Genomic DNA, 23,056 nt, shown 5'->3' on the forward strand with positions numbered 1-23,056 from the left:
TCCTTTCCTATCATTTCAATAGAAGAATTCTCTTCTTACCTTAATTTCTTTTTCAGTAACCAATCTGTATCTACTTTTTGACCAACCATAAAACTATGTTGACTAAATTTCTCAAAACCATATCGGTTATAAAACGCTTGAGCTTTTGTATTATGCTCCCAAACACCCAACCAAGCCCAGGAAAAACTATTTTTGGTAGCAAGTTCAAGAGCGAATTCAAACAGTTGCTTACCTAGTCCAAATCCTTGGAATTTTTGTAGCATATAGAGGCGTTGAATTTCAAAAGCATCCTCTAATTCTCTCTCAGTCTGAGCACTTCCCCAGTTGACTTTGAGAAAACCAGCTATCTCCTCTTCATGCATAATGAAATAGGTTTCGGAATCTGGATTTTCCAACTCAGTTGACAAAACTCTCAGACTATAAGCCTCTTCAAAGTATTCCTGTAACTGCTCTTCCGTATTATCATGAGCAAATGTTTCACGAAAGGTTTGTTTGGCAATTTTAGCCAACACCTCAACATCTGCCTTTTCTACTTTTCTAATCATTATTTAAACTGTTCTGAGAAGCGGACATCCCCTTGGTAGAATCCACGGATATCGTTGATTCCGTAACGGAGCATAGCTACACGTTCTTGACCAAGACCAAAGGCAAAACCAGAGTGAACCGTTGCATCAATACCACTCATCTCAAGGACACGTGGGTGAACCATACCGGCACCCATAATCTCGATCCAACCTGTTTTCTTACATACATTACAGCCTTCTCCACCACACTTGAAGCAGGAAACATCCACCTCAACAGATGGCTCTGTGAATGGGAAATAAGATGGACGCAGACGGATCTGACGCTCTTCACCGAACATCTTTTGGACGATCAACTGAAGCGTTCCTTGAAGGTCAGCCATAGAGATGTTTTTCCCAACAACCAATCCTTCGATTTGGTGGAATTGGTGACTATGGGTCGCATCGTCTGTGTCACGACGGAACACACGTCCTGGTGAGATCATCTTCAAAGGACCTTTTGAAAAATCATGAGCATCCATAGCACGGGCCTGAACTGGAGACGTGTGAGTACGGAGTAAGATTTCTTCTGTGATGTAGAAAGTATCCTGCATATCGCGAGCTGGGTGATCTTTTGGAAGGTTCATACGCTCAAAGTTGTAGTAGTCTTGCTCCACTTCAAAACCATCCACGACTTGGTAACCCATCCCGATGAAAATATCTTCGATTTCTTCACTTGTTTGTGTCAAAACGTGACGGTGACCAACCGCAACTGGGCGACCTGGAAGTGTCACATCGATACTCTCGCTAGCTAGTTGAGCTGCGACTTTCTTTTCTTCCAAGAGCTTAGCTGTTTCTTCAAAGGCTGCCGTCAAGACATCACGAGCTTCATTAACATGTTTCCCGATGATTGGGCGCATCTCAGCAGAGACATCTTTCATCCCTTTGAGGATTTCCGTAAGCGACCCTTTTTTACCAAGGACAGAGACACGCAAATCTTGCATCTCTTTTTCATTTTCAGCAGTAATCTGCTTCAAGCTAGCCAGCGTTTCTTCGCGAAGCGATTTTAATTGTTCTTCAATAGTTGACATAATTCCTCCATCAGTCTCTCGTAGATAAAAAGAAAACCACATGCCAAAAACTCCACTCGGAGCGTTGACACGCGGTACCATCCGTTTTCATCTGACAAGTCAGACCTTCATTTCTAAATCCATGCGCAAGTGAATTCACCCAGCTTTCATATAGAGAGCTTGCAGTCACGGCTCTCCTCCCTGATATACTTCCCTTGAGTTACTAGTCTTGCGGATTCCTATTCAATTACTACTTAGTTTATCAGATTTTTACCATTCTTGCAAGACCTATCTCACTTCTGCTTTCCTTTAAATCGCCATTGGAAGCGAAGCTTGTCATAGAAAGGAAATTCGATAAACAAGACTCCCAAGCCCACACAGAGACTGGCAAGAACATCTGATGGGTAATGAACTCCCAGATAGATCCGAGATAACAGTACACTGACGAGGTAGAAGCCAAGGACGATTTGCACAATTTTTCTCCAAACCGGATCTTTAATCCGTTGACTGAGAATGACAATCAAAGTCCCTACCATCAGCGTCACCGCCAGAGAATGCCCACTTGGAAAAGAAAATCCCTTCTCCTCTACCAAGTGTAAAATAGCTGGCCGTGGGCGCTGGTAGATATTTTTAAAGGTCACGATTAAAAGACCAGCTAAGGCTAGATTACCCGCCATGAAGTAGCTTTCTATCTTCCACTGCTTACGATAAAAGATAAAGGCTGCGATGGCAACCCAGGTGATGATTACTGGGATATCAATCAAATGCGTAAGCGTACGGAATAGAACTGTCAAATAATCTGGCAAGTCCCCACGAAGAGCCGTCTGAATCGGTTGATCAAAACCGACCAGCGTTTCAGGATAGAACTTAACCATATAGCCAAGAAGGACGAAAAGTAAAAGGGCAAAACTGCCCTTCATTAAAAATGTTTGTTTATCTCTCATAATGTTTTAAGGTTGGTTTCAAGAGGACGTACAACAACCAGAATGAAACGGCAAAGATTACACCCTCAATCAAGTTGAAAGGTAATACCATGGTCATGAGGTAGTTGGAAAGTCCCATAATTTTTCCAATATCAAAGTTGGCAAACTGCGCGTATAAAGGAACCGCATAGACATAGTTGAGAACCAACATGGCAGAAGTCAATCCAAAAGTTCCCGCTAGAGATGCTAGTAGGAAACGAAGGATGCTGCGTTCCTTTTTCCAAATCATAGCAAATACGATGACAAAAACTCCCAAGGCTACAATATTCATTGGCAACCCAATGTAAGTATTCACGCCCTGACTATTGAGAAGTAACTTCAAGAGTGATCGCAGCAAGAGAATCCCTAGAGCAGCAGGCAAATCCATCACCACCAAGCCCACAAGGACTGGCAAGATACTAAACTCGATCTTGAGGAAGGTCGCCGCTGGCAAGAGCGGAAAGTCAAAGTACATCAACACAAATGAAATGGCTGATAAAATCGCAATGGTCGAAAGTCGACGTGTGTTTGTCATAACAGGTTCCTCCAATTTTCTATAAAATCAGAAGAAGTTGGAAAGGATCCCTCTATCTATTCTCACTTTTTATATCCCAAAAGTTCCCTCTCACTCTTTTGAGCAAGCGGTTGCAATTCATCTATAAACTCATCAGAACAGACAAAGCCATTCTTTCGTCTTCTCCCATCCAGACTATACTGTCGGTTGTGGAATCGCACCACATCAGCTTGCGCTCGCGGACTTATTTGGCTAAGATATTTTAGATTTATCTAAGCGTCGCAGTCGAAGATAATACTTAAAGTATATCGAGACAAGACAACGACGAGAAAGCTAAATTAGCTAGTCAAAATTACCGCCGGTCGGGAATCTCACCCTGCCCTGAAGACCCTTTAATCATAACAAAAAACGCTTGCAAGTGCAAGCATTTTGTTTATTTCAATTTATCCGCTTCATAGGTGTGAACGAGCTCTAAACCAGCAAAATTTTGTTGACGAAGAGCCTCATAGACAATCATGCAGACCGTATTAGACACATTGAGGCTACGGACATGTTCATCATTCATAGGAATACGGAGAGCCTTCTCTGGATGTTCACGCATAAAGTCCTCAGGCAAGCCCTTGTCTTCACGTCCAAAGAGAAAATAATGGTCCTCGTCCGTCGATAAATCTGCCTCAGAATAGACCTTTTCTGCAAATTTCGAAATCAGGTAGACTTGCCCTTTCATCTGAGACATGAAATCTTCCAAACTGTCATAAAAATAAATCTCTAACTTATCCCAGTAGTCCAAACCAGCCCGCTTCATCTTGCGATCATCGATAGGAAAGCCCATAGGCTTGATGATGTGGAGGGGAGAATTGGTCGCAGCGCAAGTACGCGCAATGTTACCTGTATTTTGTGGAATCTGAGGTTCAAATAATACAATGTGATTTGTCATGACTGGCTTCCTTTTATCATTGCAAAAAAATAGCCACACTGCCCGGAGTCAAGCTCAGCAAACAGCGTGGTTAAGGCGTCGTTAACTTACCTCACAACAGGTTTGAAGTAAATCAGCGAAACTACTTCCTTAGTATAACACTTTCAGAATCATTGTCAATAGAAACGACTTGATTTTTTTACTTTTTTTTGATGATATTTTCATGTTTGGTCATTCCCTTTCTGAAAAGGTATGGTAAAAGAGCCAAATCACTTCAAATCGGAGCCATCGTTATAGAAGTTAAACAAATGTATCTTCAAAAACTTGAAAAAGGCCTTTCTTGTCCTAAAAATCGCCTTAGCAAGTGCATTTTTTGCTAAAAAAGGGTATGATAGTTACATCATGAAAAAGTAGGTTTTTTATATGAAAATTGTCCTTGTTGGCGGAGGGAAAGTTGGTTTCGCCCTCTGTCGTTCACTGGTTGCAGAAAACCATGACGTTGTCCTCATCGAACAAGATGAGGCTGTCCTCAATCACATTGTCAGTCGCTATGATATCATAGGTCTCCTTGGAAATGGTGCTGACTTTGCCATCTTGGAGCAAGCCGGTGTTCAAGAGTGCGATATCTTTATCGCCCTAACCGAATACGATGAAGTGAATATGATTTCGGCGGTACTTGCTAAAAAAATGGGCGCTAAAGAAACCATCGTTCGGGTACGAAATCCTGAATACTCCAATGCCTATTTTAAAGAGAAAAATATTCTTGGATTCTCACTTATCGTTAACCCAGAACTCCTAGCAGCGCGTGCGATCTCAAATATCATTGATTTCCCTAATGCCCTCTCTGTCGAACGATTTGCTGGAGGTCGGGTCAGTCTCATGGAGTTTGTTGTCAAGGATTCTAGCGGTCTTTGTCAAATGCCAATCTCAGACTTCCGTAAAAAATTTGGGAATATTATTGTCTGTGCTATGGAGAGAGATCATCAACTGATGATCCCAAGTGGTGATGTCATTATCCAAGACAAGGATAGGATTTTTGTTACGGGAAATCGTGTAGATATGATGCTTTTCCATAACTATTTTAAATCTCGTGCAGTGAAAAGCTTACTTATCGTTGGAGCTGGAAAGATTGCTTATTATCTACTCGGCATTTTAAAAGACAGTCGCATTGATACCAAGGTCATCGAGATCAATCCTGAAAGAGCTCGTTTTTTCAGCGAAAAGTTCCCCAATCTCTATATTGTCCAAGGAGATGGAACTGCAAAAGACATTTTGCTGGAAGAAAGTGCTCCCCACTATGATGCAGTCGCAACCTTGACTGGGGTTGATGAGGAAAATATCATCACTTCTATGTTTCTTGACCGAGTTGGCGTCCATAAGAATATCACCAAGGTCAACCGAACAAGCCTTTTAGAGATTATCCACGCGCCTGATTTTTCGAGTATCATCACACCAAAAAGCATCGCAGTGGATACCATTATGCACTTTATCCGTGGTCGAGTAAACGCTCAGTATTCAGATCTTCAAGCCATGCACCATCTAGCAAACGGTCAAATTGAAACTCTCCAATTCCAAATCAAGGAAGCTAATAAAATGACTGCCAAACCTCTATCACAGTTGAAATTGAAAAAAGGAGTTCTCATTGCAGCCATTATCCGAAAAGGAAAAACAATCTTCCCTACTGGAGAGGATATGCTTGAGGTGGGAGATAAGTTACTCGTGACGACCTTATTGCCAAACATCACCAAAATTTATGATTTGATTGAGAGGTAAAAAATGAATAAAAGTATGATTCGTTACCTCCTCTCAAAACTTCTCTTGATTGAGGCTGTTCTCCTCCTAGTTCCTGTTAGTGTAGCGATCTATTACCAAGAATCCAGTCAAGTATTTATCGCTCTCTTTTCTACGATTGGAATTTTAGTCCTTCTCGGTGGTCTAGGCGTTTTACGGAAACCGAAAAATCAACGGATTTATGCCAAGGAAGGGGTCTTAATTGTTGCCCTCTGTTGGATTCTATGGTCTTTCTTTGGTGGACTCCCCTTTGTCTTTTCAGGACAAATCCCAAGCGTCATCGATGCCTTCTTTGAAATCAGTTCTGGATTTACGACTACAGGAGCAACTATTCTGAACGATGTTTCCGTTCTCACTCGTTCCCTCCTCTTCTGGCGAAGTTTCACCCACTTGATCGGAGGGATGGGGGTACTCGTCTTTGCACTTGCCATTATGGATAATGCAAAGAATAGTCACTTGGAGGTGATGAAGGCTGAGGTCCCTGGACCCGTCTTTGGCAAGGTCGTATCCAAGCTAAAAAACACTGCCCAGATTCTCTATCTGCTTTATCTGGCTCTCTTCTCCCTTTTTGTGGTTATCTACTACCTAGCAGGCATGCCTCTCTATGATAGTTTTGTCATCGCTATGGGAACGGCAGGAACTGGGGGCTTTACCGTCTATAACGACGGAATTGCCCACTATGGTAGCTCACTCATCACCTATCTAGTTAGTATCGGAGTGTTGGTTTTTGGGGTTAACTTCAATCTCTACTACTACCTCATGCTCCGTCGGGTTAAGGCTTTCTTTGGAGATGAAGAACTACGAGCATATATCATCATTGTTCTAGTTTCTACCGGCTTGATTACGCTTAATACGCTCCACCTCTATCAAGGTGTCTCTAAGAGTGTTGAAATGGCCTTCTTCCAGGTTTCCAATATCATCACGACAACAGGTTTTGGTTACGGAGATATTACCAACTGGCCCCTCTTCTCCCAATTTATCCTCCTCTTCCTCATGGGAATCGGTGGATCAGCTGGCTCAACTGCAGGTGGTCTTAAGGTAATCAGAGGACTTATCCTCTCTAAAATCGCAAAAAATCAGATTTTGTCCACTTTATCCCCTCACCGTGTTTTGACTCTACACGTCAATAAAACTGTGATTGATAAGGATACCCAGCACAAGATTCTTAAATATTTTGCTATCTATATGATGATTATTCTCTCTCTCATCTTTATCGTCAGTCTTGATAGCAATGATTTTCTAGTCGTAACCAGTGCTGTCTTCAGCTGTTTTAACAATATCGGACCTATTCTAGGTACGACCTCGAGTTTTGCCATCTTTAGCCCCATCTCTAAAATCCTCCTCTCCTTTGCAATGATTGCAGGTCGCTTAGAGATTTACCCAATTTTGCTACTCTTTATGAGACGTACCTGGTCTAAACGCTAATGATAATACAATTCCCCTTTTACAAGCTAGTAGAAGGGGAAATTTTTCTATAAAAAATGAGAAGACCTTTCGGTCCTCTCCTAGTCTGTTTATTTTTTAAGAGCTTCTTTGTATCGAGCAACTTCTGCTTGGTTAGCCCAAACATAGTGACCTGGACGAATCTCTACCATAGATGGCTTGTCTGTCTCATAGTCATGTTGGTCAGGATCGTAAACTTTCAAGACCTTCTTGCGTTCCAAGATTGGATCTGGAATCGGTACAGCAGATAGAAGCGCTTGAGTGTATGGGTGGACAGGATTGTTAAACAACTCCTCTGTCTCCGCCACTTCGACGATAACTCCCTTATAGATAACCGCGATACGATCTGAGATAAAGCGAACAACTGACAAGTCATGCGCGATAAAGAGATAGGTCAAGCCCAACTCTTTTTGGAACTTCTTGAGCAAGTTCAAGACTTGCGCACGCACTGATACGTCCAAGGCTGAAATTGGCTCATCCGCAATAACGAAATCAGGTTCCATCACAAGGGCACGGGCAATCCCGATACGTTGACGTTGACCACCAGAAAACTCATGTGGATAACGGGTCAAGTGTTCTTTCAAAAGTCCAACTTCATGAATCATCTTTTGAACTTTTTCTTTTCGATCTTCTTCATCTTTAAACAAGTGATAGTTGTAAAGACCTTCAGAGATGATATAGTCAACTGTTGCACGCTCATTCAAGCTGGCTGCAGGGTCCTGGAAAATCATCTGGATACGACGGATCAAGTCTGATGATTCCTTATGAGATTTTTTCCCATTAATTTTATGACCATCAAAGATGATTTCACCTTTACTAGTATTATTTAGACCAATAATGGCACGACCAATGGTTGTTTTCCCACTACCAGACTCACCAACAAGAGAGAAGGTTTCTCCCTTGTTGATAAAGAAGTTAGCGTTTTTAACTGCGACAAACTTCTTACTTCCTTCACCGAAGGAAATTTCTAAATCTTTAATTTCTACTAATTTTTCAGACATTTCCTTCCTCCTAGTCTTCTAGATGAGCAAAGCCCATTTTATCACGAATCTTGTCATGCAAATCTGCAATGACCCCAGGTTTTTCAACTTTAGGAGCATTCTCATGAAGCAACCAAGTCTTAGCCCAGTGGGTATCCGTGACTGAAAACTGAGGTGCTTTCTGTTCAAAGTCAATTTGCATCGCATAATCTGAACGAAGGGCAAAGGCATCACCTTTCAACTCAGTATAAAGAGACGGTGGTGTTCCTGGGATAGAGTACAATTCCCCTTTATCATCAGCAAGCTGAGGCAAGCTAGACAAGAGACTCCAAGTATATGGATGACGTGGGTCGTAGAAAACTTCCTCAACAGTTCCATATTCTACAATTTCACCAGCATACATAACCGCTACCTTATCGGCAATACTTGCTACCACACCAAGGTCATGGGTGATAAAGATAATGGTAAAGTGGTACTCATTTTGCAAGGTTTTAAGCAAATCAATGATTTGCGCTTGAATGGTAACGTCAAGGGCCGTTGTTGGCTCGTCACAGATCAAGATATCTGGACGACAGGCAAGGGCAATCGCGATAACGATACGTTGACGCATCCCTCCAGAATATTGGAAAGGATACTCATCAAAACGTTTTTCAGCGTCTGGAATTCCGACCTTATTCATATAGTCGATTGCCATCTCTTTGGCTTCCTTAGCTGTTTTCCCTTGGTGTTTAACGATAACTTCAGTGATTTGGCTACCGATTGTATTGATTGGGTCCAAACTTGTCATAGGATCTTGGAAGATGGTCGCAATTTTAGCACCACGAATCTTCTCCCAATCCTTGTTAGAAGTCAAGGCTGTCAAGTCTTGTCCACGATAGTCGATACTTCCTTGGGCAATACGTCCATTATCTTCTAACATACCTGTAAAGGTTTTTGTTAAAACAGATTTACCAGAACCTGACTCACCTACCAAGGCAAGAACTTCCCCTTCAATCAGGTCTAGAGAAACTCCTCGGATAGCTGTCAGAACTTTGTCACGAACGTCAAATTCCACGACAATATCACGAGCAGTCAAAATTACATTATTTTCTTTTGTCATGTCTACTCCTATCTATGTGTACGTGGATCACTAGCATCCGCTAGGTTTTGACCAACAACGAAGAGAGATAGGGACACCAAGATCAAGGTTGTCAACGGAATCCAGAATAAGTAAGCGTTGGTCGTAACGTTTTGTGAGTAATCTGAGATCAAACGTCCCAAACTTGGCACTGTTACAGGCAATCCCAATCCAAAGAAGGAAAGGAAGGCTTCATAAGAGATGAAGCTTGGCAACATCAAGGTCATCGTAGAAACAATAACGGATACCAATTGTGGCATGATATTTTTAACAATGATTTTAAAGGTTGGTGTTCCAAGTGTTTGAGAAGCAAGGTTGTATTCCAAATCACGGTAACGCATGATTTGGATACGAATCATATAAGCAATCCCAATCCAAGTTGTCACACTCATGGCAAAAATCAAATTCCAGAAACCAGCACCGATTGAGTAAGTCAAGACAATGACAATCAAGAGAGATGGAATGTTTGAAATAATGTTATAAACTTCCATCATGACACGGTCAACGGATTTTGAAATTCCCCAAATTCCACCAACAATAACCCCAATTACAAGGTTGATAAAAGTTGCAATTACAGAGATGAGGATAGAGTTACGCGCACCAAACCAAACCCCGTCAAACAAGGATTTACCATTGCTATCTGTACCAAACCAATGTTCAGCATTGGGCTTGATAAAACGAGCAGAGAAGTCATTGACCTTACTTACATCGTTGAAGTCAAAGTTTGAGAACATTGGGTAAATAAAACTCATCAAGATAATGGCAACCAAAATCCCCAACATAATGACTGTTGATTTTTTCTTTAGAAATTGTCTAAATACAGAACCCCAGTATGAATAGGCAGGGGCGTCAATTGTTTCAGAGGCAAAATCGTCACGTTTTACGAACTGAAATTTTTCTTTATCGATTGTTGACATTATTTGCCTCCTTTCTCTGTCAATTTAATACGTGGGTCAAGCATGGTCATCCAGATATCTCCTACAAAGAGTGAGAAGATAGAAATACATGTGAAGATGAAGACAAGACCAACTACCATTGAGTTATTTGATGCCTTAACAGAGTCAATCAACATTTTACCCATACCTGGGAAAGCAAAGACTGTTTCTGTCAATGTTGCACCACCGATAACCCCGATTACGGCACCAGGAATACCTGAAACCAAAGGAACCATGGCGTTTTTAAAGATGTGTTTATTTGAAATTTCTTTTTCAGACAAACCTTTGGCACGCGCAAAACGTACAAAGTCCTGAGATTGCAAGTCGATCATGTAACGACGAATCCAGATAGCTGTACTTGGCGCACCCAACAAACCTAGAATGACTGCTGGCAAGACATAAGAACGCCAATCTCCAGCTCCCAAAATAGGGAATGAATCTGGAAGACCAATAGATGATCCAATCAAGCGGACGATGTAAACCAAGGCAATCGTTGGAAGTGCAAGCAAGAAGGTTAGAGCACCTGTCGAGAAGCTATCAATCCAAGTATTCTTGTGGCGAGCCATAGCAGATCCAAGTGGAATCGCAATCGCATACGAAATAATCAAACCAATCAAACCAGCAACCGCTGAGCTTGCGATCATTGAAGGATATTGATAATTGCTTTCTGTAGCTGTATATGGATCGTCTTTACCATAGTTGGCTACTTCACGCGCATCTGCTTGACTTGGAGATTTGTAAGTACGAGAGTAAATATCTACAGATGAAGTCTTTTTACCTGTAGGGAATTGAACTTCTGATGTCTTAGTTTGTCCCTGACCTTGTGTGATAACTTGAAGCACTGGTGTGTTTGCATAAGTTGGGTAAGAATCTCCCAAGTTAATGTTCACAAAGTTTTGGTGTACAAATGGGAATTGATTGTTGAAATACAAAAGGTATTTGTGTTTTGTACCTGAACCAACCAATGACCAACCGATAGCAGGGTCATTTTCAAAACGAAGATAACGTTGCAAGTTTGGATTTTCAGGGTCTTGAATTTTGTTTGGATGATCAATATCAATCAAGTTCGCATAGAATTTGAAAACACGTTCAAAAATCGGAATTTCACGCGTAGCATAGAATTGACCACTTTCTGAGAACACACCAAGTGTCCAACCATTTCCTAGTTGGTTGATGTATTTTTCGTAGATTGCCTTATTGGTATCATTGGCATCCACTGTTACAGATGAGTCCATCGTGCTCGCTCTTTCTTGCAACTCTTTGGTATCGTAGTACTCGATATAGCCCATCCGTTCATAAACGGTATTTTCATAATTATCCCGCTTGTCCGGCGTCGTTGCAATCTTGTTATAGTTGGTATCCTGCTTGAAAATCAATTTTCGAGGAACCATCGTATAAATAATTGTGTATGTCAAGGTTGTCACCAAGAAAATAGACAACAATGAACGCAATACACGCATAAAAATATATTTCTTCATATCGTTTCCTTTTAAAATCCCAAAAGAACCTTCTCCTCATGGAGAGAAAGTTCTCTTGAGAGTTATTTATTTAACGTGATTAGCCAATTCTTTTTGAACTTTTTCGTTTGATTCTTTTTTCTCTTTGAGCCATTTTTCACGAGCTTGTTCATAATCAGCTTTTGTTACAACCTTGTCTTGTAACTGAATATACTTAAAGTATACGTCTGAGCCCTTATCTCCAGATTGACTGTATGATGCAGAGAAAGGCACAACACGAGAAATGATTGGTGCAGCACCACTTGATGACATAGCTGGCAAGAAGAGTGAGCTATCTGTCAACCAAGCTTGGGCAGCCGCATATTTTTCATAACGAACATTCAAGTCACTTGTTTCTTTTCCTGCTTCATCAACTAACTTATCGTATTCTTTCAAACCAACTTGAGCCGCTGCAGCATTATCTGCACCTTCGTAACCCATATAGGTTTTTGTTTGTTCAGCATTCGTTGTTTTCAAGATATCAAGGTAAGTTGATGGATCTTCATAGTCAGGGTTCCATCCAACAGCACCTGAGAGATCCCAATCTTCTGCCGCTGCGCTAGCTGCGTAGTATGTAATATTCTGTAGTTCATCTGTAGTGATTTGTTGGATATCGATGACTACGTTTTCTTCTCCAAGTACTGTCTCAACGGATTGTTTGAAGGATTGAATACGTGCGATATAGTTTTTAGATGTTTGGTCTACTGGGATATCCAAGTGGATAGGGAATTTCACACCTTCTGCTTCCAATGCTGTTTTAGCTTTGGCAAATTCGGCTTTGGCTTTATCGGCGTTGAAAAGTCCATCTTGACCATCCGCAAAGTTTACATTCTTCCATTCATCACCGTAAGCCGCCATCTTTTCAGTTACCAAGTCACCGAAAGTTTTTTCGCCTGCAGAGACAAAGTCTGGTTTCACAAAGAGGTTACGAACTGCAAGAGGAGCACCTTCCTTACCATTAATTTGTGCTGAGTAAGAAGTACGGTCAAAGGCAAAGTTCAAAGCCTGACGGAAGTCCTTGTTAAGAAGGGCTTTCTTAGTAGAAGTCTTCTCTTCATCAGTTGTCTTAGAAGTGTATTTGTAACCTTGACGGTCAATATTTACACCCAAACCACCAATACCTGGACCTGATGGAGTGTAGTAGATATTGTCTTTGTATGTTTCTTCTACCTTAGAGTAGTTTGAACTTGTTGGGAAGAGACGGGCATAGCTATAAGCCCCACTTGTAAAGTTACGTTCAATTGATTCTTGATCTGAACCATCATAGTAAGCAAGTGTTACTTTATCAAGATGAACATTGTCTTTGTCCCAATAGTTTTCATTCTTCACAAATTCGATAGATGACTTAGCAGTCAAACCTCTCAGCAAGAATGGTCCATTGTAAAGCAATGATGTAGGGTCAGTCGCTTTACCAAAATCAGATCCTTTTGATTTTTCAAATTCTTCGTTCAATGGCCAGAAGATTGAGTAGGCTAGCTTAGAGTTCCAGTATGGTTCTGGTTTGTTCAAAGTGTATTCAAGGGTGTAATCATCAACTGCTTTTACACCGACTGAAGCAAAATCTTTATTGTTTCCAGCTATATAGTCAGCTAGACCTTTAACTGAATCTTCTGCTAGATACTTAGCTGCTGATTTATTGTCAGCTGCGTGTTTCAAACCATTTACAAAGTCTTTGGCTGTTACTTCAGCATACTCTTCGCCATCAGATGTCATCCATTTGACACCTTTACGAATCTTGTAGGTATAAGTCAAACCATCTTTTGAAACTGACCAGTCTTCTGCAACTGCAGGAACTAAATTCCCATACTTGTCGTTTGTGAAAAGACCGTCGATACCATTTGAAGTGGCAACCTTAGTACTTTGTTTCCCTGAAATGAGGTAATCCAACGTTTCTGGGTCAGCTGTATAAACATAGCCATAATTTTTTGGCGCTGTTGAATCAGATGATTTTGAAGAACCACAAGCAGCTAGTACTCCTGCTGCTAATAAAGCAACACCTGCTGCAACAAATACTCTACTTTTTTTCATGTTTTTAACTCCTCTTGAAAAATTTAGGCTTATTGGAAATTATAACATATATTTTTTAAAAAGTAAACGAATTTTCAGAATATTTTGGCGCATTTCCTCAAAAAACTTCTATTTGTCAAAATTTCTGCATTCTTTGTTTGTTTCTTCAAGAAATACTTTCTAGTCTGATCTTCTTTAGAAAGGGATTTTTACAAGCTTTTTCTCACTTCTTCAATCATCATCTGTTTTCCTAAATTGGATTTTAGAATAAGAAACTATTGACGGGAAATGATTTTCAAGGTATAATAATAAACGTTGAGGCGGTATAGCCAAGTGGTAAGGCACGGCTCTGCAAAAGCTTGATCGTCGGTTCAAATCCGTCTACCGCCTTTCAATACCTGAATTAACAGGAATCAACCAAATGAAAAGCCCGTAAAATCGGGCTTTTTTGTTATTCCAAATAGATAGGGATAACTGTATCTACCATATAGGTTTACAAAAAGCAGTGACTCAAGTCACTGCTTTATTCTGTTTCTTCTTCAGGTTCTAGTTCTGTGATTTGAACTTTTACCTTGGTAACACGTCCATTTTTCACCTTATCATTGGTCAGGACGATTTGTTTGTTTTGACTGACCAGTTCATAACTGATTTTTTCAGTTGTTGGAATCGTACCAACACCCGTCAAATAATAACCGGCGATGGTATCCACATCATCACTTTCTAGTTCGACACCAAAGTGGTCATTGAAGTCGTTAAGATTCATGGTTCCCTGTGCAATATAGGTGTCCTCACCGATTTGATGAACTTCGATTTCTGCCCTATCTGTCTCGTCATCAATCTCACCGACAATCTCTTCTAGAAGATCTTCTAGAGTTACCAAACCAGCCATACCACCGTATTCGTCTAGTAAGATTGCCATTTGATTTTGGGTATTTCGAAGCTCTTTAAGGAGGTCGTCCACAAAGATGGTCTCAGGCACAAATAGTGGTGTTTGGAGGATTCGTTTCCAGACAATATTTTCAAAGCCATCTGCATAGGCGGCGTTTAGCAAACGCTTGGTATGAATCAAACCAATCACATTGTCCTTATCCCCATCGTAAACAGGGATACGTGAGAAATTTTGCTTTAGAATACTTTGGATAATTGTTTGACTGTCATCCTGAATATCTACCATAAAGGCATCTGTACGAGGCACCATTAGCTCACGAGCCATTAGTTCATCTAGAGAAAAGATTCCCTGTAGCATTTCAATCTCATCTGCATCCAGTGTTTCTTCACTATTGGTGAGCATGTACTCTATTTCATCACGTGTCATCTTTTCATCAGCATCATCAAAGGTCATTGGCGTCACACGGCTCAATAGATTAGTTGAAGCCGACAGAAGCCAAACAAAGGGGCTGACAATTTTCCCCAAGCCAATAATGACTGGTGCTGTTCGGATAGCCAAGGTATCTTTCAGATTAAGGGCAATCCGTTTAGGATAGAGTTCCCCAAAGACAATAGAAATATAGGTCAAAAACGCTAAAGATAAAAAACTTGCAATAGCGTAAGCTGTTTCACTATTTCCTATCCAAGATGCGATTTCGCGTCCTAGAGTTTCTGCTAAACTAGCCCCTGACAAGATGGTAATTAACGTGATACCAACTTGAATTGTTGATAAAAAGTGGTTAGGATTTTCAAGTACCTTTAACAAACGAATGTAACGTTTGTCTCCCTCTTCTGCCTTTTGCTCCACTCGGGAACGGTTTAGTGACACCATCGCCATTTCAGTGGCTGAGAAAAAAGCATTTAACAGGGTCAAGATAAATAACAATACAAACTGTAGCAACAAATTCTGACTGCTCGGGTCTTCCATAGTCCTTCTCCTAAAATAGTATCTTGTGTTCCATTATATCATAAATTGGCTTAGGAATCACATTATTTTCTAATTTATACAATCACTCCCTTATCAATGACGGACAAGGGAGCAATTTTTATTCCTTTTTTCTAGTTTGTCACCGTGACCTGACCTGTTCGGTAATCAAGTTGGATACCCTTTTGAACATTTGGAATCAGAACGTTGAATTCCAATTCGCCATCCGAAGACTTGGCTTCAATTTGTGAAGCAGATGGAACCAAATCCTCATTCGTAGCATAGTGGAGAGTTACCCGATAACGGACTCTCTTATTCTGGTCCAAGGCTTTCCTAACCAAACTCTCATAGTAGTTCTGCCCTGTCGAATCTTCAGCCTGCGCTTGGTTCGCCCAAGCTGTCTGAACTGCAATGTTCTTGGGATTGCTAGTAGAAGCATCAAAGCCATCTAATCCACCTATCAAGGCATAACCCAACAAATGCCCCCTATCTACTGCGTGCGTATAGGTTCCCTTTAGATTTTTAACCTGATGCCATCCCGGCGGAGTCCAAGGGGTTGAGCCGTTGCCTGTTTCTTCACGATTTTTATACTGTCGAGTCGCTTTGGATAATAGAGCATTGGCAACAGTTGGGACTGTCTCTTTCCCGACTGGTTTTGTTTTATTATCCGCGTAAGGTTTGCTAGAAACCTTGGCATCTAGATTGGTTTTATTCCCATTGACGACAAAGGCACCTGCCTCATTCCATTCTAGACTACCTTTTATTTGGTTCTTGATCAACTCGGTTAAGACACTCTCTGCCAACTCCTGACTAGGAGCTTCTGAAGCCTGTCTTTTCTGGCTAACTTTAGTTCTAGGGCTATTTGGTACCGACTGCATCTGCTTGATATAATAGCTTCCAGCAGCCAAGAGTAAGAATATAAGTAGCCCTATCAGAGCCTGTCTTGTTTTCTTGTCCATATCTCTCCTTATTTCTTTAGAAAAAGACTGGTCTCCCAGTCTAATTTCCTGTAAATTTGCTAATCAATTCCTGCCACTTTGCTGGAGACAAGATAGCCCATGGATCCTGTCCCTTTCCTAGGATTCCATAGCCTACCATCAAGCCAATTCCTAAAGCAAGGAATCCCAGCAAGAGTACGATAAAAATCAACAGTAAGCGACGGAGTACATAACGTATGTTTTTATTCTTCTTCATCATTTGCCTCAATCCGCTGAATCTTCGCTCCTAGCTGAGCCAATTTCTCATGGAAGCGGTAGTAACCTCTATCAAGGTGGACTAATTTACCGACAACTGTCTCCCCTTGCGCTACCAGACCTGTCAGAATCAAGGCCGCACTGGCACGAAGGTCTGTTGATAGAACTTCTGCTCCCTGCAAGACTTGTCCTCCTACGATACGGGCTGTATCACGGATAATCTCCGAATGCAAGCCCATCCGACGCATTTCCTCCAGATGTTGGAATCGATTCTCAAATACAGTTTCCACCATAGTGGATTCCCCTTTTGCAACAGTCATTAAGGCTGTAAATTGAGCCTGCATATCTGTCGGAAATCCTGGATGTGGCAAGGTTTTTACATGAACAGCTTTAAGATTTTCCAGTTGAGAACGGACACGAATGCCTTCGGACTCCTCTGTTACCTCAACTCCCATTTCAAGGAGTTTGGCAATCAAGGGGCGATTATGCTCCCAGACTGCATCTCGAATCAGGACATCACCGCCAGTCATGGCTGCCGCCACCATAAAGGTTCCAGCTTCAATACGGTCCTGTACTACATTATGAGTTGTTCCATGGAGTTCCTCAACACCAGTCACTGTGATTGTTTCGGTACCAGCTCCCTTGACCTTGGCTCCCATTTCATTAAGAAGAATAGCCAAGTCAACAATTTCCGGCTCACGCGCAGCATTCTCAATGACAGTCACACCGTCAGCTAACGTCGCTGCCATCATCAGGTTTTGTGTCGCGCCGACACTAGGGAAGTCCATATAGATATGAGCGCCATGCAAGCGTTCTGCCTTGGCTTCGATGTAACCAGCTGTCTGGGTAATCTTTGCCCCCATAGCTTCCAAACCTTTGAGGTGGAGATCAATCGGACGACTCCCAATGGTGCAACCACCTGGCATGGATACCTTGGCATGTCCTACACGAGCAAGGATTGGTCCCAAAACAACAATCGATGCACGCATCTTGCTGACATACTTATAAGGAGCCTCCTCTGTGATGTCGCCAGTCGCATCGACTTCGACAAGATGAGCTTCCTCATCAAAGTCAACCTTGGCATTCAGACCACGAACTACTTGATTCATGGTGAACACATCTGACAAGATTGGGACGTTCTGCAAGACTGTCTTACCCTTGCTTGCTAGAATAGTCGCTGCCAACAAGGGCAAGACGGCATTCTTTGCTCCCTCGATTGTCACACTTCCGACCAGACGATTATCTCCGCCTTGAACCACAATTTTTTCCATAGTTGTTTCCTTTACTTTTGATTTTATAATAGTCCCCTAAGTGCTTCTTGCCACAGTTGGTACAAACTGATAAAGAATGAACTCAAGATGTAGCCCATCACAATACTAAAGAAGCCTACCAACAAACGAACTTTTTTTGTGTTAGTAGCGGTCACTTTTAAAACCTTTTCCCATCTTACAAGATCCTTCAAAAGGTAAAAACTCAAATAAATAAAGAGTATATGACTACTTAGAGTGAATAATAATTGAACCATTTGACTATTATACCATCTTATCCGCTTGCGCGCTAGTTTTCAATTTTTTTACAAATTAGGGATTGTTTTTAAGGTAATCAATCGCATCCTGCAAGGTCTTAACCGGAACGATTTTCATCTCTGTTTTGATCGTTTTAGCGGCTTCTAGGGCTGTTTCATAGTTGCTTTTCGCATTGGGATCTGCTTTTTTTGCTTCCTCGGTGACTGGATTGTCAGGAGCAAAAAAGATGTTGGCTCCCTGACGAGAGGCTGCAACTACTTTTTTGTCAATTCCACCGATGTCGCCAACATTTCCATCGCGATCAATAGTTCCCGTTCCCGCAACGACGCGGCCATTACGAAGACCTGGGTCTGCTATCTGGGTGTAAATAGCTAGGCTAAACATGAGACCGGCGCTTGGCCCCCCGATACCAGCTGTTGAAAAGCGAATCGGAACATCACTGGTCACTTCCGTACGGTCAATCAAGCCAATCCCAATCCCATTTTTCCCGTTTTCGAGAGTGATAATTTTACCTTCTGCAGACTTGACTTTTCCGTCTTCTTCATAGGTTACCTTGACCGTGTCCCCTAATTGTTGAGAGTTGACATAGTCGACCAAGTCCTTGGAACTATCAAATGTTTTGTCATTAACAGCCGTCACGGTATCTGCAATATTCAGAATGCCCTTAAAAGTTGAATTATCCGTCACAGTTAAGACATAAACTCCCAAGTACTTGAGTTCGATATCCTTACCAGCTGTCTTCAGTCCTTGATACTTGGCCATATTTTGAGAAGTTTGCATGTAGAACTGATTGATCCGCATAAACTCTGCATCAGTAGAGCCACCCGTAGTCTCCTTGGCACTTCTAATATCTGTGAAAGGTGTTAACCAAGCATAGACAAGATGCGACAGGGTTGCGTGTCGAATGCCGACTGTTACAAACTGGTAAGCTCCTGCTTCTGTGTCTTCTGTTTCATTGACTTTCAAAACACGACGAATATCTTCCGCTCCACCTGGAACTTCTATGTAGTAGGGCAAAGGTACTACAAAGGCCAAAAAAGTCAATACTAGTGCTAGGATGGCATATAAGGGCCATCTAGTTTTTTTCTTCATGTTCTAATTCCTCCACAACACTGTTTGGGACATATTGCTGAATCTCCTGACCAAACTTCAGGAACTCTCTCATGGCTGACGAGCTGATATAGAGATGCTCTGGGCGACTATGTAGGTAGACCGTCTCAATCTCTGGATCCAGTTGATGATTGTAGTAGTCAAAACTAGCCTCGTATTGCAAGTCTGTAGCATTCCGCAAGCCACGGACAAGAGTTTTAGCTCCCAGTCTTCTTGCAACATCAACAACTAATTGGTCGTGAGAAGACATGACTTCTACATTTTCTAAATGTGCTACGGCTTTTTCAACTGCTCGTTTGCGGTTTTCAACGGGGAGAAAACCTTGTTTGTGGGGATTGTAGAAAACCCCGACATAGAGCTTATCAAAGAGTTTGCTGGCACGTTCAATGATATCCAGATGTCCATTTGTCATCGGATCAAATGAACCTGTAAATAATCCAATTTTATCTGACATAAACTGTCACCTTACTAATCCCATATATTTTTTCTTTCCAGATACCTAAGCAAGCGATTTCTTCTGGGAGTTCTACAGACTTATCGGTTTCACAGACAACCATGATCTCTTCGGAGAAAAGGTTTCTTTCTGCCATTTTTTCGATATCTGCAACGATTTGTTCCTTGGCATAGGGAGGGTCTAAAAAGACCAGGTCAAAGGGACCATTCACTTGCTCCAAGGCCCGTTCAGCCTCCATCTTTAATAGCTGAAATTTGGAAACTTCCTTGGTCATTTGGATGTTTTCAGCGATGATAGCTTGCGCCTTTCGATCCCGTTCCACTAAGACAGCATGGGACATCCCACGTGAGACTGCCTCAATGGATAAACCACCACTGCCAGCATAGAGATCCAAGACACGACCACCCTCAAAATAGGGACCTATCATGTTAAAGATAGCTCCACGCACCTTATCTGATGTCGGCCTCGTCGTCTTGCCTTCTAGCGTCTTGAGGGGACGCCCTCCGTAGATTCCTGATACGATTTTCATACCGTTTATTATACCAAATTATAGGCAAAAAGAGAAAGAAAACCGAACCTTGCGGTTCGATTCTCTACAAAATATTTTCGTACGTATCGCGGACTTCTTGAGGCCAGACACTGGTCTGAACCTCTCCGATGTGTTTCTTACGAAGAAGGAACATGGCCATACGAGACTGTCCGATACCTCCACCAATTGTCAGTGGGAAAAGGCCGTTAAGCAAGGCTTTATGCCATTCCAGCTCAAGACGATCTTCGTCTCCTGTAAGAGCCACTTGGCGACGAAGGGTATCCTCATCTACCCGAATCCCCATTGATGAAAGTTCAAAGGCACAACCAAGAGATTCGTTCCAAACGAGAATATCGCCATTCAACCCCTTGTAGCCATTTTCAGACTCTGTTGTCCAGTCATCGTAGTCAGGTGCACGGCCATCATGAGGTTTTCCGTCAGGCAACTCGCCACCGATACCAATCAAGAAGACTGCACCGAACTCTTTACAGATCGCATTTTCACGCTCTTTCGGTGTTAGGTCTGGATAGCGTTCCACCAACTCTTCTGTATGGATAAAGGTGATTTGTTTTGGCAAGATGGATTCGATATCATAGCGGGCTTCTACGGCTAGCTCTGTCAGACGGATAGCCTTGTAAATCTTCTCAACAGTTTCTTTGAGATAGGCGATATTGCGTTGACCATTTGGGATAACCTTCTCCCAATCCCACTGGTCCACATAAACTGAGTGGGTCGCGTCGAGCGAATCTTCGTCTGGACGAAGGGCCTTCATGTGAACAAACAGACCCTCACCTTCACCGAAACCAAAACGAGCCAAGGTGTGGCGTTTCCATTTGGCAAGTGAGTGAACGACTTCATAAGTTTCATCTGGAATCTGCAAAACCTTGACAGATACTGGATTTTCGACACCTGACAGGTTGTCCTGCATCCCATCCCCGACCTTACTCAAGATAGGACCTTGAACTTCAACAACTTCTAACTTATCTTTCAAATACTGGGTAAAAGTGTTTTTGACAAAGGAAATTTCTTCTTGTTGATGAATAAAACTTTTCTTCATAAACAGCTCCTCAAAAATTAGTTAAAAGCATTATACACCTATTTCCAAGAAAAGAAAAGAGTAAATAAGAAAAAGTCAGTGCTCTTTTGAACACTGACTCTGACATTCATTAATCGTTTCGACCAAAGATTCGTAAGATGCTAAGGAAGAGGTTGATAAAGTCTAGGTAGATGCTAAGCGCCATTGAAATGACCCAGCCTGTCGCTACTTGTCCTCGTGACTGCTCATAAACATAGCGAATCTTTTGGTTATCCCAAGCAATCAAACCTGAGAAGACCAAGACCATGGCAATACTAATCATGTAGTCAAAGAAGCTATTGGCTAAAAATAGATTCACAACCATAGCAATGATGAGACCAACAAGCGCCGCCATCAAAGCTCGGCCCATTCCACTCAAATCTTTCTTGGTGAAAATTCCGATTGCCGCCATGACAAAGAAGAGAAGGGCACTGGATACAAAGGCTGATAAGACGGTCCCAGGTGTATAGAAGGCTACGACAAAACTCAGCGTAAAGCCATTTAAAACAGAATAAACTAAAAATACTGGGAGAGCTGCTGGGCTATTTTTTGCAGCCATGCTACTTGCAACAAAGACTAGAGCAAGTTCTGCAAAAGTTGCAATCATCAACCAGAGACGGCCATGCATTAAAAAGTAGACCAATTGGGACTGAAAGACTGTCAACATCAAAGCTGACACGAGAGCCGATAGACCTATTCCAAGTCCCACAAAGGCGTAAACCTTAGCGTAAAATTGATTGAGACCTGAACGTTCTTGAATAATCGTTTGATTCATTCTGATTCTCCTTTTTCTATAAATATGTCTTGATTATAACAAAGTTTTTTTAAATTAGCTGAAATAAAACATCAAAATGCCTGCTGCAACTGCCACGTTGAGACTTTCTGCTCGGCCTTTCATGCCAATATGAACCAGCTGATCAGCACTCTCAGCCATGACAGAACTAATCCCCTGTCCTTCATTTCCCATGACTAAAGCAAAGTTTTCTAAGGGAGAAAGCTCACGATAATCCTTTGAATCTCTCGATAAGGTCGTTGCCAGAAGAGGCAAATTGCTCTTCTTTGCCTCTTCTACAAAGGTGGCAAGAGGCATCCGATAGATGGGCAAGTGAAAATGACTTCCTTGCATGGAACGCAGGGTCTTAAGACTGTAGATATCTGCTGACTTGTCTGAGACAATAACCCCTGTAAAACCTGCAGCATCAGCAGTCCGAATCATAGTGCCCACATTACCAGGATCTTGGACGTCTTCTAAAAATAGAAACTTCCCCTGACTAAAATCAGGCAGTCCCACTTCTTCTTTCTGAATCACTGCAACAATCCCTTGAGGAGTTTGCGTATCTGCCAAATCCAGCAAAATCTCCTCTGAAACCCAGACAGTTTGAGGAAAATTAGCTAGCTGATTTCGGTAACTTTCTAGGGCAAAGACCTTTTCAATCCTCACTCCAGCTTGAACAGCTTCTTCAAACAAGTGCCAACCTTCAATCAAATAGGCAGACTTTCGATATTTTTTTTGATGCAATTTCTTGGCATTTTTTACCACTGAATTGGCTTTTGAGGTTATAATAGTCATAGAAATATTATATCAC

The 23,056-nt window shown here is 41.8% G+C and carries 23 protein-coding genes, 1 tRNA gene and 1 riboswitch; of the genes, 3 read left to right on the forward strand and 21 right to left on the reverse strand.

Annotation, left to right across the window (positions count from 1 at the left end):
- Positions 1 to 35 precede the first annotated feature (35 nt).
- The 5 genes from M1F63_RS08285 to M1F63_RS08305 form a co-directional block, all read right to left on the reverse strand.
- Positions 36 to 545 (reverse strand): GNAT family N-acetyltransferase, encoded by a 510-nt coding sequence (locus tag M1F63_RS08285; protein WP_247941183.1) that lies wholly within the window; start codon positions 543 to 545, stop codon positions 36 to 38.
- The gene (pheS, locus tag M1F63_RS08290) at positions 545 to 1,591 is read right to left on the reverse strand and encodes a phenylalanine--tRNA ligase subunit alpha (RefSeq protein WP_247941184.1); all 1,047 of its coding nucleotides are present in this window, start codon (positions 1,589 to 1,591) and stop codon (positions 545 to 547) included. Before pheS ends, M1F63_RS08285 begins: the two co-directional genes overlap by 1 nt.
- A gap of 272 nt (positions 1,592 to 1,863) precedes the next feature.
- A complete protein-coding gene (locus M1F63_RS08295; protein WP_247941185.1) occupies positions 1,864 to 2,514 on the reverse strand; it encodes a phosphatase PAP2 family protein in 651 nt (216 codons plus the stop codon).
- Positions 2,504 to 3,067 (reverse strand): ECF transporter S component, encoded by a 564-nt coding sequence (locus M1F63_RS08300; protein ID WP_247941186.1) that lies wholly within the window; start codon positions 3,065 to 3,067, stop codon positions 2,504 to 2,506. The genes M1F63_RS08295 and M1F63_RS08300 overlap by 11 nt, the downstream gene beginning before the upstream one ends.
- A 153-nt stretch (positions 3,068 to 3,220) precedes the next feature.
- A riboswitch (FMN riboswitch) is annotated at positions 3,221 to 3,439 on the reverse strand.
- A gap of 40 nt (positions 3,440 to 3,479) precedes the next feature.
- Entirely contained in the window at positions 3,480 to 3,983 is a 504-nt protein-coding gene (locus M1F63_RS08305; protein WP_049484574.1) for a tRNA (cytidine(34)-2'-O)-methyltransferase, read from the reverse strand.
- A 402-nt stretch (positions 3,984 to 4,385) separates the two neighbouring features.
- Here M1F63_RS08305 and trkA point away from each other — a divergent pair, with 402 nt between their 5' ends.
- Together trkA and M1F63_RS08315 are read left to right on the forward strand one after the other, a co-directional pair.
- Positions 4,386 to 5,735, forward strand: coding sequence for a Trk system potassium transporter TrkA (gene trkA, locus M1F63_RS08310; protein ID WP_247941187.1), 1,350 nt, complete (start codon positions 4,386 to 4,388; stop codon positions 5,733 to 5,735).
- A 3-nt stretch (positions 5,736 to 5,738) separates the two neighbouring features.
- Positions 5,739 to 7,178 carry a TrkH family potassium uptake protein gene (locus tag M1F63_RS08315; RefSeq protein WP_125457286.1) on the forward strand — a complete coding sequence of 480 codons (1,440 nt, stop codon included), beginning with the start codon at positions 5,739 to 5,741 and terminating at the stop codon, positions 7,176 to 7,178.
- An 89-nt stretch (positions 7,179 to 7,267) separates the two neighbouring features.
- Here the strand turns inward: M1F63_RS08315 and M1F63_RS08320 are convergent, their stop codons facing one another.
- The 5 genes from M1F63_RS08320 to M1F63_RS08340 form a co-directional block, all read right to left on the reverse strand.
- Positions 7,268 to 8,197 (reverse strand): ATP-binding cassette domain-containing protein, encoded by a 930-nt coding sequence (locus M1F63_RS08320; protein WP_001291311.1) that lies wholly within the window; start codon positions 8,195 to 8,197, stop codon positions 7,268 to 7,270.
- Between the two features lie 10 nt (positions 8,198 to 8,207).
- Positions 8,208 to 9,275 (reverse strand): ABC transporter ATP-binding protein, encoded by a 1,068-nt coding sequence (locus M1F63_RS08325; RefSeq protein WP_247941188.1) that lies wholly within the window; start codon positions 9,273 to 9,275, stop codon positions 8,208 to 8,210.
- 8 nt (positions 9,276 to 9,283) lie between these two features.
- The gene (gene oppC / locus M1F63_RS08330) at positions 9,284 to 10,210 is read right to left on the reverse strand and encodes an oligopeptide ABC transporter permease OppC (RefSeq protein WP_000103695.1); all 927 of its coding nucleotides are present in this window, start codon (positions 10,208 to 10,210) and stop codon (positions 9,284 to 9,286) included.
- Positions 10,210 to 11,706 (reverse strand): ABC transporter permease, encoded by a 1,497-nt coding sequence (locus tag M1F63_RS08335; RefSeq protein ID WP_000759891.1) that lies wholly within the window; start codon positions 11,704 to 11,706, stop codon positions 10,210 to 10,212. Before M1F63_RS08335 ends, oppC begins: the two co-directional genes overlap by 1 nt.
- 66 nt (positions 11,707 to 11,772) lie before the next feature.
- The gene (locus tag M1F63_RS08340) at positions 11,773 to 13,752 is read right to left on the reverse strand and encodes a peptide ABC transporter substrate-binding protein (RefSeq protein ID WP_000749711.1); all 1,980 of its coding nucleotides are present in this window, start codon (positions 13,750 to 13,752) and stop codon (positions 11,773 to 11,775) included.
- Positions 13,753 to 14,050: 298 nt separating this feature from the next.
- Between M1F63_RS08340 and M1F63_RS08345 the strand changes: the two genes are divergently transcribed.
- A tRNA-Cys gene (locus tag M1F63_RS08345) sits at positions 14,051 to 14,121 on the forward strand.
- Positions 14,122 to 14,254: 133 nt separating this feature from the next.
- Here M1F63_RS08345 and M1F63_RS08350 read toward each other — a convergent pair.
- The 11 genes from M1F63_RS08350 to M1F63_RS08400 form a co-directional block, all read right to left on the reverse strand.
- The gene (locus M1F63_RS08350) at positions 14,255 to 15,586 is read right to left on the reverse strand and encodes a hemolysin family protein (RefSeq protein WP_247941189.1); all 1,332 of its coding nucleotides are present in this window, start codon (positions 15,584 to 15,586) and stop codon (positions 14,255 to 14,257) included.
- 131 nt (positions 15,587 to 15,717) lie between these two features.
- A complete protein-coding gene (locus tag M1F63_RS08355; RefSeq protein WP_247941190.1) occupies positions 15,718 to 16,542 on the reverse strand; it encodes a DNA/RNA non-specific endonuclease in 825 nt (274 codons plus the stop codon).
- A 40-nt stretch (positions 16,543 to 16,582) separates the two neighbouring features.
- Positions 16,583 to 16,777: a DNA-directed RNA polymerase subunit beta gene (locus tag M1F63_RS08360; protein WP_139689505.1), complete on the reverse strand. Its 195-nt coding sequence runs from the start codon at positions 16,775 to 16,777 to the stop codon at positions 16,583 to 16,585.
- The gene (gene murA / locus M1F63_RS08365; RefSeq protein WP_247941191.1) at positions 16,764 to 18,047 is read right to left on the reverse strand and encodes a UDP-N-acetylglucosamine 1-carboxyvinyltransferase; all 1,284 of its coding nucleotides are present in this window, start codon (positions 18,045 to 18,047) and stop codon (positions 16,764 to 16,766) included. The genes M1F63_RS08360 and murA overlap by 14 nt, the downstream gene beginning before the upstream one ends.
- Positions 18,048 to 18,070: 23 nt before the next feature.
- Complete coding sequence (locus M1F63_RS08370) at positions 18,071 to 18,301, reverse strand: DUF1146 family protein (protein ID WP_002892633.1); 231 nt, start codon at positions 18,299 to 18,301, stop codon at positions 18,071 to 18,073.
- Between the two features lie 55 nt (positions 18,302 to 18,356).
- Positions 18,357 to 19,394 (reverse strand): SepM family pheromone-processing serine protease, encoded by a 1,038-nt coding sequence (locus M1F63_RS08375; protein ID WP_247941192.1) that lies wholly within the window; start codon positions 19,392 to 19,394, stop codon positions 18,357 to 18,359.
- Positions 19,378 to 19,866, reverse strand: coding sequence for a pantetheine-phosphate adenylyltransferase (coaD, locus tag M1F63_RS08380; protein WP_247941193.1), 489 nt, complete (start codon positions 19,864 to 19,866; stop codon positions 19,378 to 19,380). Before coaD ends, M1F63_RS08375 begins: the two co-directional genes overlap by 17 nt.
- Positions 19,856 to 20,395, reverse strand: a complete 540-nt coding sequence (gene rsmD / locus M1F63_RS08385; protein WP_000706945.1) for a 16S rRNA (guanine(966)-N(2))-methyltransferase RsmD — start codon at positions 20,393 to 20,395, stop codon at positions 19,856 to 19,858. The genes coaD and rsmD overlap by 11 nt, the downstream gene beginning before the upstream one ends.
- A 64-nt stretch (positions 20,396 to 20,459) precedes the next feature.
- A complete protein-coding gene (gene asnA, locus M1F63_RS08390) occupies positions 20,460 to 21,452 on the reverse strand; it encodes an aspartate--ammonia ligase (RefSeq protein ID WP_000747998.1) in 993 nt (330 codons plus the stop codon).
- Between the two features lie 109 nt (positions 21,453 to 21,561).
- On the reverse strand, positions 21,562 to 22,245 hold the full coding sequence (locus M1F63_RS08395) for a Bax inhibitor-1/YccA family protein (protein ID WP_001076870.1): 684 nt from the start codon (positions 22,243 to 22,245) through the stop codon (positions 21,562 to 21,564).
- Positions 22,246 to 22,299: 54 nt separating this feature from the next.
- The gene (locus M1F63_RS08400; RefSeq protein ID WP_247941194.1) at positions 22,300 to 23,040 is read right to left on the reverse strand and encodes a TrmH family RNA methyltransferase; all 741 of its coding nucleotides are present in this window, start codon (positions 23,038 to 23,040) and stop codon (positions 22,300 to 22,302) included.
- Positions 23,041 to 23,056 lie beyond the last annotated feature (16 nt).

The sequence above is a fragment of the Streptococcus oralis genome (assembly GCF_023109155.1).
Taxonomy (GTDB): domain Bacteria; phylum Bacillota; class Bacilli; order Lactobacillales; family Streptococcaceae; genus Streptococcus; species Streptococcus oralis_BZ.

Bases quoted from the DNA above. Each gene is read 5' to 3' on its own strand.
- M1F63_RS08285 (WP_247941183.1), bottom strand. From the start codon at position 545: ATGATTAGAAAAGTAGAAAAGGCAGATGTTGAGGTGTTGGCTAAAATT.
- pheS (WP_247941184.1), bottom strand. From the start codon at position 1,591: ATGTCAACTATTGAAGAACAATTAAAATCGCTTCGCGAAGAAACGCTG.
- M1F63_RS08295 (WP_247941185.1), bottom strand. From the start codon at position 2,514: ATGAGAGATAAACAAACATTTTTAATGAAGGGCAGTTTTGCCCTTTTA.
- M1F63_RS08300 (WP_247941186.1), bottom strand. From the start codon at position 3,067: ATGACAAACACACGTCGACTTTCGACCATTGCGATTTTATCAGCCATT.
- M1F63_RS08305 (WP_049484574.1), bottom strand. From the start codon at position 3,983: ATGACAAATCACATTGTATTATTTGAACCTCAGATTCCACAAAATACA.
- trkA (WP_247941187.1), top strand. From the start codon at position 4,386: ATGAAAATTGTCCTTGTTGGCGGAGGGAAAGTTGGTTTCGCCCTCTGT.
- M1F63_RS08315 (WP_125457286.1), top strand. From the start codon at position 5,739: ATGAATAAAAGTATGATTCGTTACCTCCTCTCAAAACTTCTCTTGATT.
- M1F63_RS08320 (WP_001291311.1), bottom strand. From the start codon at position 8,197: ATGTCTGAAAAATTAGTAGAAATTAAAGATTTAGAAATTTCCTTCGGT.
- M1F63_RS08325 (WP_247941188.1), bottom strand. From the start codon at position 9,275: ATGACAAAAGAAAATAATGTAATTTTGACTGCTCGTGATATTGTCGTG.
- oppC (WP_000103695.1), bottom strand. From the start codon at position 10,210: ATGTCAACAATCGATAAAGAAAAATTTCAGTTCGTAAAACGTGACGAT.
- M1F63_RS08335 (WP_000759891.1), bottom strand. From the start codon at position 11,706: ATGAAGAAATATATTTTTATGCGTGTATTGCGTTCATTGTTGTCTATT.
- M1F63_RS08340 (WP_000749711.1), bottom strand. From the start codon at position 13,752: ATGAAAAAAAGTAGAGTATTTGTTGCAGCAGGTGTTGCTTTATTAGCA.
- M1F63_RS08350 (WP_247941189.1), bottom strand. From the start codon at position 15,586: ATGGAAGACCCGAGCAGTCAGAATTTGTTGCTACAGTTTGTATTGTTA.
- M1F63_RS08355 (WP_247941190.1), bottom strand. From the start codon at position 16,542: ATGGACAAGAAAACAAGACAGGCTCTGATAGGGCTACTTATATTCTTA.
- M1F63_RS08360 (WP_139689505.1), bottom strand. From the start codon at position 16,777: ATGAAGAAGAATAAAAACATACGTTATGTACTCCGTCGCTTACTGTTG.
- murA (WP_247941191.1), bottom strand. From the start codon at position 18,047: ATGGAAAAAATTGTGGTTCAAGGCGGAGATAATCGTCTGGTCGGAAGT.
- M1F63_RS08370 (WP_002892633.1), bottom strand. From the start codon at position 18,301: ATGGTTCAATTATTATTCACTCTAAGTAGTCATATACTCTTTATTTAT.
- M1F63_RS08375 (WP_247941192.1), bottom strand. From the start codon at position 19,394: ATGAAGAAAAAAACTAGATGGCCCTTATATGCCATCCTAGCACTAGTA.
- coaD (WP_247941193.1), bottom strand. From the start codon at position 19,866: ATGTCAGATAAAATTGGATTATTTACAGGTTCATTTGATCCGATGACA.
- rsmD (WP_000706945.1), bottom strand. From the start codon at position 20,395: ATGAAAATCGTATCAGGAATCTACGGAGGGCGTCCCCTCAAGACGCTA.
- asnA (WP_000747998.1), bottom strand. From the start codon at position 21,452: ATGAAGAAAAGTTTTATTCATCAACAAGAAGAAATTTCCTTTGTCAAA.
- M1F63_RS08395 (WP_001076870.1), bottom strand. From the start codon at position 22,245: ATGAATCAAACGATTATTCAAGAACGTTCAGGTCTCAATCAATTTTAC.
- M1F63_RS08400 (WP_247941194.1), bottom strand. From the start codon at position 23,040: ATGACTATTATAACCTCAAAAGCCAATTCAGTGGTAAAAAATGCCAAG.